A 15,847-nucleotide genomic window follows, 5' to 3' on the forward strand; every position below is an offset into this window, starting at 1 on the left:
CCACCACTCCCCATAACCCAGAATTACCCCTATCCTATCAACCTCAAGAAATAGAGAAAATAGAGGAAAAAACCGAATTATCCCCCCCCCCAAATCTTGACTTAAGTGACGCCGTTGATTTTAGTCAGGTAATTGATCAAACTACTATAGAATTAAAAAGATTGGGTTGGACTCAAGAACAAGGTAAAAAATATTTACTAGAAACCTACGGTAAAAAATCTCGTCATTTGTTATCCGATCAAGAATTAATTGAATTTTTAACCTACTTACAAACTCAATAAGATTGAAGAAAAATTATCAGAGTTTCTTCATTAGTTTTTAGCCCCCAATTTTAATAATTTGGTAAAGTAATATTAAGTTTTTTAGTCATCATCCTCATTTTTCTTTCATGAATAATCGTTTTTCCCGTCGCAATTTATTAAAGTTTTTCGCTTTTAGTAGTATTCTTGGACTTGTGGGGTATTCTCGAGTGGTAAAACCGCAACCGACAATACATAAAGGAGATACCATTGATTTACCTCGCTACCTTACCAAGAAAAAGAAAGTCGTTGTTATTGGTGGTGGTTTGGCAGGGTTGGCTTCTGCTTACGAATTAAGCCAGAGGGGTTTTGAAGTTACCCTCTTGGAAAAGTCTCCTCAATTGGGGGGGAAAATTGCTAGTTGGGATATTCAGGTAGGGGATGAAAAATTTAGAATGGAACATGGTTTCCATGGTTTTTTCCCACAATACTATAATTTAAAGAGCATTGTTAGCGAAATCAATATTACGGATAATTTTAAATCCCTTGATTTTTATTCCGTGGTGTTCAAAGATGGTCAATATAAGCCCGAAAATTTTCGGCCCAGTCATTCGGCTTTCCCTTGGAATATTGTTGATTTAGCCTTTTCTAGTGATAATGCCCTCCATTGGGGTATTAATTTGGCAAATCCTGAACATTGGCGGGTGTTTAAAACCATTGCGGGGTTTAAAATACCTAATACTTATTATGAGTTAGATAATATTTCGGTCAAAGATTGGGCGGCTAAGGGTATTCCCCAAGGGTTATTTGATTTGTATTTTTTGCCTTTTGCGAAATCTTCTCTCAATGCCCCTGATGTGCTTAGTACAGGAGAACTAATGCAGTTTTTCCATTTTTACTTTTTTGGTAACCCTGAAGGGTTGGCTTTTAATGGTACGGTGGATGATATGGGTACGAGTTTAGTAGAACCCATTGCCGATACTATTAAAAATAATGGTGGTAGTATTGTTACGGAAGCGAATGTTAGTAAGATTAAGTGTGATGGGGATAAAATTACCTCCCTTGAATATTATCGAGGACAAGGGGAAAGTAGTGTTCCTTTTTGGGTGAGTGCTAATCCTTTATTGGAAGATCAACAATACAGTTATTATGGTGCGGGCGATCGCCTCTTTGCCGTTACCAAGGATACTAAACAAGCAATTTCCCTCAGTTGTACCCACCAAGGATGTACCGTTAATAAACAAGAAGATGGTAAATTTTTATGTCCTTGCCATTCCGCCCTCTACGACAATGACGGAAAATTATTACAAGGTCCTGCTAAACGTAGCTTAAATACTTATACAGTTATAGGACAAAAGGGCGATCAAATTCAACTCATCGCCAACAACCCCAACGATAATATTAAACCAGAAACATTGGAAGCTGACTATTTTGTTATCGCCGCCGATGTGCCGGGGGTAAAACACTTATTTAACCTCATGGAAACCGATGGGGAAACCTGTAGCACCACCCAAGCCCAAATCGAACAACTGGCATTGGCTGATCCCTTTGCTGTGGCTAGGTTTTGGCTAGATAAGAGCTTTGAATGGGAGCATAGTAACTTTGCCTCTTTATCAGGTTATTCCCTCACCGACAGCATTTGTTTATATCATCGTATCCAAACCGAATATATCGCTTGGGCTCAAAAAACAGGGGGAAGCGTCGTTGAATTACATTCTTACTGCTATAAGGAGAAGGAATTTCCCACCCAAGAGTTAATTTTAGAAACCTTTGAGCGAGAATTATCGGAAATTGTCCCCGAATTAAAAGATGCTAAAATACTCCATAAACAATTGGTAAATCAGAAAAACTTTTCAGGGTATCCCCCCAATAGTTTTGAGCAACGCCCCGTAACTGAAACTCAACTTAAAAACCTCATGTTTGCAGGGGATTGGGTGAAGATGCCTTTTCCTTGTGGTTTAATGGAAAGGGCGGTAAGTAGTGGCTTATTATCTGCTAATATGATTCTCCATCAAGAGGGTTTGAAACGTCGAGATTTATTATCCGTCAATCCTTCGGGTTTGTTAACCATTTAGGTTTGCAGTGGGGTAAAAGTTTTTATAAAAAATTGTATTTTCCCCCCTAAATCTCTCAATTCTGGAGGATTTTATCATCCTAAAGATTTATTTATCCAAACCTAATTAGTATAAATATAACTTAAAAAGCTCTGTAGAATCGTTGCTCCACCGTACACGGCTAACGGTGATTCGTTCAATAAATTGAACTAAGATATTGATATTGGTAACTTATAAGCGATCAAGCGGACTTAATGTTAACTGTTATCTAACACCTATCGTAACTATTGCCATTGCCTATTCTTTGCCCTCATTACTATATTAAATTCATGCTCATTAATAATAGAGTTAGAGATGAAGAAAAAGAATTTTTAAATATTCTTAAAAATTATCAAAAAATTAATCTTCAAAAAGTAAAAAAAGAAGCTGATAATCTTCGCAAAAAACAAGTGGGAGACAAGGTTACTTATGTTATCAATAGAAATATAAATTTTACCAATATTTGTGAACAGCATTGCAGTTTTTGTGCTTTTAGAAGGGATGCAAATGATAAAGGAGTTTTTTGGTTAGATATTGAAACTATTTTGCGTAAATGTCAGGAAGCTATTAATTTAAATGCTACAGAAATTTGTATGCAGGGGGGGTTAAATCCTCAAGCCCAAATTCAAGGAAGTAGTTTAAAATATTATTTACAGTTAATTAAAAGTATAAAAAAAGAATTTTCACAGTTACATTTACACGCTTTTTCTCCCCAAGAAATAGAATTTATTGCCCGTCAAGATAACCTTAGTTTTAGTGATGTAATTATTGCTTTTCGGGATCATGGTTTGGGTTCAATGCCAGGCACAGCCGCCGAAATTTTGGATGATCAAGTAAGAAAAATAATCTGTCCTGAAAAGATTAATACTGCCATATGGATGGAAATAATTTCCACTGCCCATCGTTTAGGAATACCCACCACTAGTACCATGTTATGTGGACATATTGAAACCCCAGAGCAACAATTACAACATTTATTTAAGGTGCGATCGCTCCAGGAAACTGCTATCATTAACGATTATCCAGCCAAAATCACCGAATTTATCTTACTGCCTTTTGTGGGTGAACAAGCCCCGAAACCCTTACGTAATAGGGTAGGAAGAGATCAACCCGACTTAACCGCCACCCTTGTTTTAACTGCCGTTTCCCGTATGGTATTGGGAGATGTCATCCTTAACCATCAACCAAGCTGGGTAAAATTAGGGCTAGACGGTGCATTAGAAGCATTACAATGGGGATGTAACGACATTGGTGGTACACTCATGGAAGAACATATTACCACCATGGCAGGGGCAAAGGGAGGCACTTGTTTAGATGTCGCCACCATTCAAAAAGCCATTACTTCTATCCATCGCCCTTACCGTCAACGAAATACCTTATATCAGTTGTTGTGATTAGCGACGAGTTAAAATTACAGCGGTTTCCACATGGGTAGTTTGAGGGAAAAAATCAGCAGGTTTAACCCTTTCGATGACATAGTCATTATTTTCACATAGTAACTTCAAATCTCTGGCAAGGGTGGCAGGATGACAACTCACATAAACTATTTTTTGAGGCTTCATCTTGCCTAAACTTTCTATTACCTCTGGTTGACAACCCTTGCGGGGAGGATCTAATATTACAATGTCTGCAATGGTAGTTAATTCGGGAAAAACAACCTCAGCCTTACCCACCACAAATCGAACATTGTCAATGTCATTGATAACGGCATTATGATTGGCTAATTCGATGGCAACTTTATCAAACTCGATACCCATTACACTATCTACCTTTTGGGCAATGGGTAAAGTCAGCGCACCGATACCACAATACAAATCAATTACTGTTTCATTTCCTTGTAAATTTAGGGCATCTATCACCCATTTAAACAATGATTCTGCAACGGTGGTATTAACTTGGAAAAAAGTTTCTGTGCGTAGGGTAAAGGTTAATCCTGCAAATTCTTCTTTTAGATATAATCTTCCTGCTAGTAATTCGGTTTCCTCACCAAAAATCACATTAGTGGGTTTAGGGTTATAATTCAATGTTACTCCCACCACGTTAGGATAACGCTCCAACCATATGGGGGCTTGTTCTGCTAATTTAAAGTTACTGGGTTTACTTATAACAATGGTTATCAGAATTTCCCCTGTATTTTTACCAATGCGGAAACAAAGATGGCGCAAAATACCTTTTTTGGTATTTTCATCGTAAACGGGTATGCCTAATTCTTGTAAGTCTTGTTTAATTTCTGCTAGGAGGGGGTTTAGTCTTTCATCTTGGATGGGGCATTGATTGAGGTTAACTATTTGATGGCTACCTTCTCGGTAATAACCTGCTTTAAGGTTGCCGTTTTGGGATACTCCAAAGGGATAACTAGCTTTGTTACGATAACCTAAATCTGTATCTGCCAAAATGTCTTCTACTTCAAAATTAGTAAAATCACCAATACGGGTAAGGGTTTCTTTTACTTGATTTTTTTTAATTTCTAATTGATGTTGATAATCTATATGTTGCCATTTACATCCTCCACATTTATCCGCCACAATGCAACGGGGGCGAATACGATGATTTGAAGGGTTGATAATTTTTTCTAGTCTTCCTTGGGCATATTTTTTCTTTACTTTTATTAGTTTAGCCTGGATGCGATCGCCCGTAACCGTATGAGGAATAAAAATAACCTGAGAATCAATTTTTCCTACCCCATTACCATCACTACTAACATCTTCTATATCAATCTCTACCAACTCACCTTGTCTAATCATTGAAGCTATTTTTTATCATTACAATACTTTGATCATATCAATAAATGGGAATGAGGAGTAGAGGGGATGAGGAGTGAAGGGAATGAGGAGTAGAGGGGATGAAGTTTAATGATTTATCATCGTTTCCCTTAACTGGTGATTTCCATAGACGGTTTTTGCGATAACGATCATATTTTCTTCCACTATAATGAAAAATGTAAAGAAATATTGAGCAAAAATGAGTATAGTTAATTTACAAGAAATATCGGATAACCTAGAAAGTAGTAATTCAAAGGATCGTTTATTGGCATTAGCTTCCCTAAGACAAGTGGATGCTGAAGATGCTGTACCTTTAATTAAAAAAGTCCTTGATGATGAAGTGTTGCCAGTGCGCTCGATGGCTGTATTTGCCTTGGGTGTAAAGAAAACTGAGGAATGTTATCCTATTTTAGTCAAATTATTAGAAAGTGATCCTGATTACGGTATTCGGGCAGATGCGGCGGGGGCGTTAGGTTATCTCAATGACATCAGGGCTTTTGATGCTTTAGTAAGGGCTTTTTATGAGGATACCCAATGGCTAGTAAGGTTTAGTGCGGCGGTATCCTTGGGCAACTTAGGAGATATTCGGGCAAAACAAGTATTATTAGCTGCCCTCAGAAGTGGAGAAACAGTATTACAACAAGCGGCGATTTCTGCATTAGGAGAAATTAAGGCAGAAGATTGCGTGGGAGATATTTTGGATTTTGCTCAATCGGAAGACTGGTTAATTCGTCAAAGATTGGCTGAATCTTTGGGTAATTTTAATACTGAAAAGAGCATTTCTGCCCTAAAATATTTAGCAAAAGATGCTCATCAACAGGTTGCCCAAGCAGCTAATTATTCTTTGCAAAAATTAGGCATTAATAGTTAACTTTTTTGTGCAAAAGTGAAGGGATTAAGGTAGAAAATAACTTACAAATTATGATGTTATTTAAAGTCGCAACCTAATACCTATTAACCCATACTGTTATAATTTTTTCATTGCTATTATTATCTTTAACTTCTATTATCAAAAATCTTGCTTTATGGTTTATTTTTTATTATTATGGGCAAGATTTTTCTGTTCTAATTGATGATTATGATTACATGGTACAGGATCATAGCCCCCAGGGTGAAAAGGATGACATTTTAAGATCCTTTTAAGGGCTAAATAACCTCCTTTTATTGTACCATGAAGGGCGATCGCCTCTAGGGCATAGGCAGAGCAAGTGGGCTGAAAACGACAACTAGGGGGAAACAAAGGGGAAATAAAACCACGATACCCCTTAATCAATAAAATCAAAAAATGTTTCATATTAACCGAGGAGAGCAAAAAAGCTATCATCTAAATCATAACCAAAAATCTGAGCCATGGCCTTTAAACGAGAATTCCCCGTCACTCCCTGAGATTTTAACCATTGATGGAGAGTAAAAATCTTACCCATAATAAAAATATCCAGCGCCTCAGGATTATATTGTATTCCCTCCGTGCGTTTAAACTCATGGGGGACAACCATAGCCGTATAACGGGCTAATTCACCCTCACGCCAATTAAGAAGGATAGGAAACCAAGGATAAAGGGCATTGAGGGCAATAAACCATAGACGAATTTCAGGAATTTCGGATAACTCCCTAGGGTCATTTTCAGGTAAGGTATAATCAATTTTAAATTGAATTTGTTGTTCGGCGGATAATATACCCTCTCTTTTTTCTAAATCTTCCACAACTTCTGTAACGGCTGATAAATCTAGGGTTTCAATTTGTTGGTTATTGATGGTAATATCAATGGTCATATTTGGTAATTTATAATTGATTCTCTTTCTAATATCAACTGTGAATAGCTCGACTGTCAACAAAAAAGAGTTATAAAAGAAGCTAGATTGATGTACATCTCGTAAAGTAAATTTAAGTATGAGCTAAAAAAAACCATGTCATATCAAGTCCGCTTGATCACTTACAAATTAGCAGTATTAATATTAATATCTTAGTTCAATTTATTTAACGAACTACCGTTAGCCGTGTAATTTATTATACGGTGGGTGAAGATACAATCTATTTATGATGAATTTTGCAAATTTGATATTAACTGAGTATGAGTTAGTTATTTATTGCTGTGAAATAGATAATTATTTTGTGGTAGAAGTGGCAGAATTATCCGAATTTTTAGCGGATGGAAAAACACACCAAGAGATGGTAATTAATGCCGAGATTAATATACAAGAATGAATTTAAACAGCCAAAAAATAGGAGGAAAACTTTATCAATTTAAAAGGCATTTAATATAGATTTAATTTTTATATTTTATAATAACTAATTTAGTCCTTATGTTATCTTAAAAATAATAAATATGTAAAAAAAATATCAACAAAAGCTCGTTATAAAATAATATATTTAGCCACTTAATTATGAATTTAGATATTCTCAGAAATAATCAAAAAAATCTTCAATTTGCTGATCAATTTTGGCATAATTTTCGTAATAACAATCAGACTATCAAAAAAGTAATTTATCAACAAAAAGAATCTATTAATGAAACCGATTTTGATGTGGTCATTTGTGGAGGTACTTTAGGAATATTTTTGGGCACAACCCTCAGAAAAAAAGGCTATAAAGTCGCAGTTATCGAAAAGGGAATATTGCAAGGCAGGGAACAAGAATGGAATATTTCTCGAAATGAATTAAGTTGTTTATTAGAATTAGATTTAATTGATGAAAAAGATTTAGAACAAATAATATTTACCGAATATAATCCTGGGAGAGTTAGCTTTTATCAAGGTTATGAATTATGGGTAAAAGATGTTTTAAACATTGGTGTTAGTCCTAAATTATTACTCGCAAAAGTAAAGAATAAATTTTTACAATTAGGGGGGATTTTATTAGAAAAAACGTCTTTTATTTCTGCCAATATTTATGATAATGGTGTAAAACTAGAGTTAGATAATCAAGTCATAACTAGCCGATTGTTAATTGATGCCATGGGGCATTTTTCACCCATTGCCAAACAGGCAAGACAAGGGCAACAAGCGGAGGGGGTTTGTTTGGTGGTGGGTAGTTGTGGAGAAGGATTTGAAAAAAATGATACGGGGGATTTAATAGCGACGATTACCCCCATTCAAAATCGTTGTCAATATTTTTGGGAGGCTTTTCCTGCAAAAGATGGACGCACTACCTATTTATTTACCTATGTGGATGCCCACCCCGATAGAATTAGTTTGACGGATTTAACCCAAGAGTATCTTAGATTATTACCAAAATATCAGAATGTGGACTTAGGGGCGATCGCCTTTAAACGTTTTTTATTCGGCTTTTTCCCTTCCTATAATAATAGCCCCCTGAAAATGCCATGGTCAAGAATATTAGCCATCGGAGACAGTAGCGGTAGTCAATCCCCCGTGAGTTTTGGCGGTTTTGGAAGCATGATGCGTCATCTTCCCCGCCTGAATGAAGCCATTAACGAAGCCCTACAAACCGACAGTTTAAGCCCAAAAGACTTACATTTAATTCAACCCTATCAACCCAACATATCCGTTACTTGGTTATTCCAAAAAACCATGAGTGTGGGTATCGATAAAAACTACTCCCCCAATCAAATCAACGACTTAATGAGTGGAGTATTCAAAGTGATGGATAAAATGGGTGACGATGTCTTAAAACCTTTCTTACAAGACGTAGTAAAATTTTCAGGATTAGCCAAAACCTTACCCCTGGTTAATCCCCTTTTGGTTTTACCCCTCTTACCCCAAGTAGGCTTACCCATTTTCGCTGATTGGTTTAAACACTTTACCAACCTAGGGCTTTTTACAGGTTTATACCCCCTTGCTAAGTCTTTTAAATCCCTAGAATCAACCATGAATGAGCAACAACTTTATTATTATCATCGTTACCTTGATATGTGGAAATATGGTGCGGGAAAAGATAACAAGGGGTAGTCAATTTTAATTCAATTTATGGAAAAAATGACCGTTAGCCGTTAAATTCATTACACAGTGGGGCAACTGCCTTTAAACAAAAGTACATTCCCCAGCCACTTCCAAACGGCGATATTCGTCAATTTTAAGGAATTTATCCCCTAATCTATCAGCCACATCAGGAGAAATCCAGCCCATTTGTTTACATACATGGATAGCGGCCGCATATTTTGCCCGTCTCGCCCCATCCAATACCTTGATGGCTAATCCCATATCTTGGCTAATATTACCAATACACTGTAATCCTTCTGCCCCAGATTTACTAACCAAAGCCCCCTCGGTAAGAGTCATAAATTCTGTATCAAAAGCCCCTTCCCCTGCTATCATCTGAGGATTATGAGTCATAGCGCGCAAAATTCGCTCTAAGTCAATATTACTACCACAGGCAAGTTTAGCGTAAAGGGTAGCAATTTGTGATAGAGGTAGGGCATAGGTAGGCACACCGCAATCATCCCTCGCAGCCATCAATTCATCAGGGGGCATGGATAATAATTCAGAAATTTTCTTCAATACTAAACCCTGTATCGGATTGGAGCGATGAAAATAGTTTTCTAAACTCCAGTTACGTTGCTGACAGGCAGCTAACATTCCAGCGTGTTTTCCCGAACAATTGTGCTGCAGGGGGCTATCTTTTCCCTCTGGTATAGGGCATTTGAGGGCATTGGGATCAATATCTGCTTTCCAAAGGATGTTAAATACTTGTCTAGCTTGTTCGATAGTACCTTTATGGGAGGCACACATGATTGCCAAATCTTGATCATTTAGTTCAAATCTTTCTAATACTCCTGTACTAGATACCGCTAGGGCTTGGAAAGGTTTGAGGGCGGAGCGAGTAAAGGCGACGGTTTCGGGATTCCCCGCCGCACAAAGGGTGCGCCCTTTATCGTCGGCAACGGTAACTTCTACTTGATGGACGGATTCGGGGATACCTTCTCGCAGGAGGTGTACTTCTAGGGGTGGGTATGGACTACGTTTTAATCTACTCATTTATTATTGTATTTGGGTTTGTGTGTCGATTTTTGTTGTTAACTTAACCAGAATAGGATGATACCACTTACCATCAGGGCGATGAGTAATAAACCGCTTTTTTCTAATCTTTTTAAAACTGGTTCTACTTGGTAGCTGAATATTAATCGATCTCGATTATAAATTTCTAGGGGTTTTTCCCATACTTGTCCATCATACCAGCTTGATTCTTCGTAAACTATTTTTGTTTTCTTGAGGCGATCGCCTATATACTTCCATCCTAAATATAATCGTATCAAAACAAAGGCAACGAACAACCCAGAGCCTAAGGCACTAGCAATGAGGAAGGGAAAAGTTTGCTCGTCGGGGGGAAAACTAGCACTAGAAATGGGGGCGGTGAGCAATAAACTTAAACTCCAAACCCCTGATAATTTGGAAAAAAATTTAGTTTTGGGTAAGGTTACCCACTGAAAAAACCAAGATTGACTTAATTCTTGATATTCGTTAACGGGTTGTTGTTCAACGGGTACAGGACAAAATGACATAATTATAAATAATGGATAATTGATAATGAATAATGAAAAAAAATTAGTCATCAATTACCAATTGTAAATTATTCTTACGATCCCTTGTTTTGTCTTTATATATTTAACAAGGGGTTTTAACCCCTCCTATCTAAGTTAAACTTTGTACATCTCATGGAACTAATTATTTATTCATCCATTCCTGATTATCAATGGTAGTGGCTCTGCCCCAGAAGGCTTCTAAACCGTAGTATTCACGGGCTTCGGGTAAAAAGATATGGGCAATGACATCCCCATAATCATGTAAAATCCAGTTACCCTCGCTTTTGCCTTCTACCCTCACAGGTTCGATGCCTAGTTTATCGCTTACTTTTCCTTCAATGGATAGGGAAATCGCCCTTAATTGAGGAACAGAAAAACCAGTGATAACGATAAAATAATCTGCGAGGTAGGATAATTGGGAAACATCGAGAATTTTTATGTCTTCCCCCTTGCGATCGTCGGCGGCATCAGCAATAATAAAAGCTAATTCTTTACTGTCAAAAGGTTTGTTTACATGGTCGTTGGTTGAATTTAATTGATGCTCTATTTGTAGATCAGATTTAGTCATTCAAAAACATTTTGCACTCTATTTTTTCTTATTATAACCATCCTTTGTAGAAGCTGAACCGTTGCTATAATTAGGGGATAAAATCCATTTATAATTCTTCCATGAGAGAAAAAATTACCGCCCTTCAAGACAATTTAGCCCGTGCGATCGTGGGAAAAGAAGAACCGATAAAATTAGTGATGGTAGCCCTCCTTAGTGGTGGTCATGCCCTCCTTGAAGACGTTCCGGGGGTTGGTAAAACCTTGTTGGCAAAATCCCTAGCTAAGTCCATTAACGGTAGGTTTCAGAGAATCCAATGCACCCCCGATTTATTACCTAGTGATGTGACGGGGACTAATATTTGGAATCCGAGTAGTAGGGAGTTTGAATTTTTACCCGGTCCGGCTTTTGCTAATATTCTCTTAGCCGATGAAATTAACCGTGCTACCCCTCGAACTCAATCTTCTTTGTTGGAAGTAATGGAGGAAAAACAAATTACGGTGGATGGTGAGGCTCGTAATGTACCTAATCCTTTTTTTGTTATTGCCACCCAAAACCCCGTGGAATATCAGGGGACATTTCCTCTACCTGAAGCACAAATGGATCGTTTTACAATCTCTTTGAGTGTGGGTTATCCTTCCCCTGAGGAGGAACTTTTGATGTTACAAAAACAACTGGATAAGGGTTTGATAGGGGATGATTTAACTCCTTGTATTTCTTTAGAGGATGTGATCGATTTACAAAAATCTTGTCAAAAAATTAAAGTGGCTCCTGAGTTACAAAAATATATTGTTGATTTGATAACTACTTCTCGGAATGATGATGAAATCAGTTTAGGGGTAAGCCCTCGGGGTACGTCTGCCATGCAAAGGGCTGTTCAAGCTCTGGCTTTTATTGAGGGAAGGGATTATGCAACCCCTGATGATGTGAAATATTTAGCCCCCCATGTTTTGGCTCATCGTCTGATTGCTAGGGGGGGGAGAAATCCTAAGGTAATTATTGATCGCTTGTTGCGTACTGTGCCTTTGGCTTAGTATTGCGGTGGGCATTGCCCACCCGATACCTGACACTTTTACAAAACTATAAATTTTATCCCGAAATCAGGTTATTTCTATTTGAAGAAACTGCCTTTCTTTTTCTTTTTCTTCTTACTTTGTTCTAAGTCAATTTCTCTGACTTTTTTCATGATGCGGGTGAAATATTCTTCTAAGTAGTCTTCTAGTTTGGTAATATCATCTCGGTCAACTTGTAATTTTTCATAGACATCATCCATGGGGGCATTCATGGGTTTACCCCCTGCAATGACTTCGGCAAAAGCAAGACGATCTGAGGCGTTTAGTGTCCAACCAAACCAACGGGTAAAGCCCCTTAAAAATCTTAATAGCCCGATGGGAATGCGGGAAACTTTGGCTTCTTTTCCTGAGAGTCTTTCACATAACCTAATTATTTCTTCTCCGCTCCAGGCGCGATCGCCCATAATCGGGAAAGTTTGCTTATTGGTTTCGGGAATCTCAAGGGCATTAATCACAAATTTTGCCACATCCTGAGTATTCATATAAGCAATGGGAGTATTTTCCCCACTCACCCACACAGGTTGATTATCCAAAATAGGAATACCATATTGAGGAATCAAACCCTGCATAAATCCAGCTAATTGGAAGATAGTATAATCCAACCCCGACTCCTGTAAAAATAACTCAGTACAATATTTAATATTCATCAGAGGAACATTTTCAAATTCCTTAGCATTCACAATACTAAAGAAGATATAACGTTTAATATCAGCTTCTTGGGTAGCCTGAATCAAATTAACCTTACCCTGCCAATCCACCTGCTTAATACTCAACGAACTTGTCGCCCTGGTGGTAGCCGCATCCACTACTGCATCAACTTCTTTTAAGGCTGGGGGTAAAGTTTCTGGCTTACAAATATCCCCAACAATTAATTCCGCTCCCCACTCTTTTAAAAAACTAGCTTTTCCTGTATTTCTGACCAAACAACGTACTTCATAATCATTATCTAGGGCATGGCGCACAATTTGTCTTCCCAGTGTGCCTGTTGCTCCAACTACTAATATTTTCATTATAATTATTAATTTATTTTACATATTTTAAACTTTCATTAAGATTTTATCAGAAAAGCCCTTATTTAATTTTTTTAATGGAATAGGGAACAAGGTATCTCGACTTCCCTCGATAACCATGGGGAACGGGGAATGGTATCGTTAGATATTGACATTAATCATATTGATTAGGTCAAATGTTGTCCAAATAACCAGCCTGTAGTCCAAGCATTTTGAAAGTTAAATCCCCCCGTCACTCCATCAATATCTAATATTTCCCCTGCAAAATAAAGCCCTTCACACTTTTTACTTTCCATACTTTTAAAATCAATTTCTTTTAGGGAAACACCGCCACAGGTCACAAATTCATCTTTAAAAACCCCTTTCCCTTCTATTTTATAAACTCCCCTTGTCAATTCAAATGCTAATTTTTCTAATTCTTTTTTTGTGATTTCTGCCCAAATTTTATCATTACTTAATAAACTATAATTTACCAAACTTTGCCATAATCTCTTAGGTAAATTATAACCATTGTAGTTAATAACTTTTTGCTTTGCTTTATTACTTTTTAAATTGTTTAATTCTGATTTAATAGTTTCTGGATTGTCTTCAGGTAGCCAATTAATAATTAACTCCATCTGATAATTATGATCATGCAATACCCTTGCTCCCCAAGCTGATAACTTAAGCACAGCAGGGCCACTTAAACCCCAATGGGTAATTAATAAAGGGCCTTGTTGTTCCAACTTTTTTCCTTTTTTTTGTTTTAGCTGAATATGAACATTTTCTGAGCTAATTCCTGCTAAGTCTTTGATTCTAGGATCATTTATTTTAAAAGTAAATAATGAAGGAATAGGAGGTTTAATATTATGTCCTAAAAATTCTGACCATTGATAACCTAATCTATTACTTCCTGTGGCGATTAAAACTTTATCTGCTGAAAATTCTTCCCCTGATTTGAGGGTAATAATAAATTTATTTCCTTCTTTCTTGATACTTTTAACGGGGGTTTGGGTTTTGATTTTAATACCCAATGATTTAGCTGTATTTATCAGGCAATCGATAATGGTTTGAGAATCATCAGTAATAGGAAACATACGCCCATCGGCTTCGGTTTTTAGTTTAACGCCCTTATCGGTAAACCATTTGACGGTGTCTTGGGGTTGAAAACGGGAAAATGCTCCCCTTAACTCTCTACCACCACGGGGATAGTTGGTAATTAGTTGACCTGGGTTAAAGCAGTGGTGAGTAACGTTACATCTACCGCCCCCAGATATTTTGACTTTGCCTAATAGTTTCTTACTGGCTTCGAGGATGGTTATTTGCGCTTGGGGGTGATGGGTGGCGGCACTGATAGCGCCAAAAAATCCCGCTGCCCCTCCGCCAATGATGGTTATTTTTTGATTCATATTAGATTCCCCCTAGCCCCCCGCAAATTCGGGGGGAAGATAATTTGATTTTAGTTGATTGACATGGATAAAAAAATTCATTATCCATTATTCATTATCAATTCTCAATTAAATTACATTGTGCATGGTGGCGCAAAAGATGATCACACAATACAAGGGCTACCATGGCTTCTACCATGGGTACTGCTCTGGGTAGTACACAGGGATCATGTCTTCCTTTGGCGGCGAGGGTGGTTTCTTCTCCTTCTTTGCTGACGGTTTTTTGCTCTTTGCCGATGGTGGCGGTGGGTTTGAAGGCGGCTCTGATGACGATGTTTTCACCGTTGCTGATGCCCCCTTGGATGCCCCCTGAGCGATTGGTTACGGTGCGGGGGTTGCCATTGTCGTCTAGGTAAAATTCGTCGTTGTGTTGGCTTCCTGTGAGGGTTGTTCCTGCAAAACCTGAGCCGATTTCAAAGCCTTTGGTAGCGGGTAAGGACATGATAGCTTTGGCGAGATCTGCTTCTAACTTGTCAAATACTGGTTCTCCTAGCCCTCTGGGGACGTTTCTGACGACACATTCGAGAGTACCTCCGAGGGAGTCTTTTTCTTTGCGAATTTGATCGATAAGGTCGATCATTTTTTGGGCGATCGCACCGTCGGGGCAACGAACTATATTACTTTCTACTTGCTCTTGGGTGAGGGTATCTTGGTTGATGTTGGTGGCTTCTATGTCTTTGATGCTTTTAACATAGGCGATGATTTCTACCCCGGCTATTTGTTTGAGAATTTTCTTGGCGATCGCCCCTGCGGCCACCCTACCGATGGTTTCACGGGCGGAGGAGCGCCCCCCACCCTGCCAATTACGGATACCATATTTTGCGTCATAGGTGGCATCGGCATGGGAAGGACGATATTTGACGGCCATTTCATCGTAATCTTGGGATCTTGCATCCTTATTTCTAACTAAAATGGCGATGGGAGTGCCGAGGGTTTTACCTTCAAATACCCCTGATACGATTTCGCATAAGTCGGATTCTTTGCGGGGAGTGGTAATCTTACTTTGCCCTGGCTTTCTACGGTTTAAATCTTCTTGTATTTCTTCGGCGCTAATCTCGATACGAGGGGGGCAACCATCAATGACAACGCCAACTCCGCCCCCATGGGATTCTCCAAATGTAGAGATTCTAAATAATTCACCAAAGATACTGCTCATTTATAAAAAGGTAATGTAAAGGTAGTGGAATGTGAAAGGTTTTCTATACTATATCTATTGT

15 protein-coding genes and 1 pseudogene are annotated in these 15,847 nt (G+C 38.0%); 7 read left to right on the forward strand and 9 right to left on the reverse strand.

Going from position 1 to position 15,847, the window contains the following annotated elements:
- The 3 genes and pseudogenes from IQ215_RS07970 to cofH all read left to right on the forward strand — a co-directional run.
- Window positions 1-281 (forward strand): annotated as a pseudogene (locus tag IQ215_RS07970) (hypothetical protein); the annotation flags it as partial.
- Between the two features lie 107 nt (window positions 282-388).
- The gene (locus IQ215_RS07975; protein ID WP_193800789.1) at window positions 389-2,314 is read left to right on the forward strand and encodes an FAD-dependent oxidoreductase; all 1,926 of its coding nucleotides are present in this window, start codon (window positions 389-391) and stop codon (window positions 2,312-2,314) included.
- A gap of 308 nt (window positions 2,315-2,622) precedes the next feature.
- Window positions 2,623-3,726, forward strand: coding sequence for a 7,8-didemethyl-8-hydroxy-5-deazariboflavin synthase subunit CofH (gene cofH, locus IQ215_RS07980; RefSeq protein WP_193800790.1), 1,104 nt, complete (start codon window positions 2,623-2,625; stop codon window positions 3,724-3,726).
- On the opposite strand, the gene rlmD is transcribed toward cofH, so the two are convergent.
- Window positions 3,727-5,076 carry a 23S rRNA (uracil(1939)-C(5))-methyltransferase RlmD gene (gene rlmD, locus IQ215_RS07985; RefSeq protein WP_193800791.1) on the reverse strand — a complete coding sequence of 450 codons (1,350 nt, stop codon included), beginning with the start codon at window positions 5,074-5,076 and terminating at the stop codon, window positions 3,727-3,729.
- A 217-nt stretch (window positions 5,077-5,293) separates the two neighbouring features.
- Between rlmD and IQ215_RS07990 the strand changes: the two genes are divergently transcribed.
- Window positions 5,294-5,965: a HEAT repeat domain-containing protein gene (locus IQ215_RS07990; RefSeq protein ID WP_193800792.1), complete on the forward strand. Its 672-nt coding sequence runs from the start codon at window positions 5,294-5,296 to the stop codon at window positions 5,963-5,965.
- Window positions 5,966-6,124: 159 nt separating this feature from the next.
- Here the strand turns inward: IQ215_RS07990 and yidD are convergent, their stop codons facing one another.
- Both yidD and IQ215_RS08000 read right to left on the reverse strand, forming a co-directional pair.
- The gene (gene yidD, locus IQ215_RS07995; protein ID WP_193800793.1) at window positions 6,125-6,388 is read right to left on the reverse strand and encodes a membrane protein insertion efficiency factor YidD; all 264 of its coding nucleotides are present in this window, start codon (window positions 6,386-6,388) and stop codon (window positions 6,125-6,127) included.
- A gap of 1 nt (window position 6,389) precedes the next feature.
- A complete protein-coding gene (locus tag IQ215_RS08000; RefSeq protein ID WP_193800794.1) occupies window positions 6,390-6,866 on the reverse strand; it encodes a CRR6 family NdhI maturation factor in 477 nt (158 codons plus the stop codon).
- A gap of 265 nt (window positions 6,867-7,131) precedes the next feature.
- On the opposite strand from IQ215_RS08000, the gene IQ215_RS08005 reads away from it, so the two are divergent.
- Together IQ215_RS08005 and IQ215_RS08010 are read left to right on the forward strand one after the other, a co-directional pair.
- Window positions 7,132-7,299 (forward strand): hypothetical protein, encoded by a 168-nt coding sequence (locus IQ215_RS08005; protein WP_193800795.1) that lies wholly within the window; start codon window positions 7,132-7,134, stop codon window positions 7,297-7,299.
- Window positions 7,300-7,478: 179 nt separating this feature from the next.
- Complete coding sequence (locus IQ215_RS08010) at window positions 7,479-9,002, forward strand: NAD(P)/FAD-dependent oxidoreductase (RefSeq protein WP_193800796.1); 1,524 nt, start codon at window positions 7,479-7,481, stop codon at window positions 9,000-9,002.
- 72 nt (window positions 9,003-9,074) lie between these two features.
- Here the strand turns inward: IQ215_RS08010 and IQ215_RS08015 are convergent, their stop codons facing one another.
- From IQ215_RS08015 to rsfS, 3 genes are all read right to left on the reverse strand, one after another.
- Window positions 9,075-10,028, reverse strand: coding sequence for an asparaginase (locus tag IQ215_RS08015; protein WP_193800797.1), 954 nt, complete (start codon window positions 10,026-10,028; stop codon window positions 9,075-9,077).
- Between the two features lie 38 nt (window positions 10,029-10,066).
- Window positions 10,067-10,552, reverse strand: coding sequence for a CGLD27 family protein (locus IQ215_RS08020; protein WP_193800798.1), 486 nt, complete (start codon window positions 10,550-10,552; stop codon window positions 10,067-10,069).
- 163 nt (window positions 10,553-10,715) lie between these two features.
- Window positions 10,716-11,141, reverse strand: coding sequence for a ribosome silencing factor (gene rsfS / locus IQ215_RS08025; protein ID WP_193800799.1), 426 nt, complete (start codon window positions 11,139-11,141; stop codon window positions 10,716-10,718).
- A 101-nt stretch (window positions 11,142-11,242) separates the two neighbouring features.
- On the opposite strand from rsfS, the gene IQ215_RS08030 reads away from it, so the two are divergent.
- Complete coding sequence (locus IQ215_RS08030) at window positions 11,243-12,154, forward strand: AAA family ATPase (RefSeq protein ID WP_193800800.1); 912 nt, start codon at window positions 11,243-11,245, stop codon at window positions 12,152-12,154.
- A 77-nt stretch (window positions 12,155-12,231) separates the two neighbouring features.
- On the opposite strand, the gene IQ215_RS08035 is transcribed toward IQ215_RS08030, so the two are convergent.
- The 3 genes from IQ215_RS08035 to aroC all read right to left on the reverse strand — a co-directional run bounded on the left by IQ215_RS08035 (window position 12,232) and on the right by aroC (window position 15,786).
- On the reverse strand, window positions 12,232-13,203 hold the full coding sequence (locus IQ215_RS08035; protein WP_193800801.1) for an SDR family oxidoreductase: 972 nt from the start codon (window positions 13,201-13,203) through the stop codon (window positions 12,232-12,234).
- A gap of 167 nt (window positions 13,204-13,370) precedes the next feature.
- Window positions 13,371-14,591, reverse strand: a complete 1,221-nt coding sequence (locus IQ215_RS08040) for an NAD(P)/FAD-dependent oxidoreductase (RefSeq protein WP_193800802.1) — start codon at window positions 14,589-14,591, stop codon at window positions 13,371-13,373.
- 97 nt (window positions 14,592-14,688) lie between these two features.
- Window positions 14,689-15,786: a chorismate synthase gene (gene aroC / locus IQ215_RS08045; RefSeq protein ID WP_193800803.1), complete on the reverse strand. Its 1,098-nt coding sequence runs from the start codon at window positions 15,784-15,786 to the stop codon at window positions 14,689-14,691.
- Window positions 15,787-15,847 lie beyond the last annotated feature (61 nt).

The organism is Cyanobacterium stanieri LEGE 03274, from assembly GCF_015207825.1.
GTDB classification, from domain to species: domain Bacteria; phylum Cyanobacteriota; class Cyanobacteriia; order Cyanobacteriales; family Cyanobacteriaceae; genus Cyanobacterium; species Cyanobacterium stanieri_B.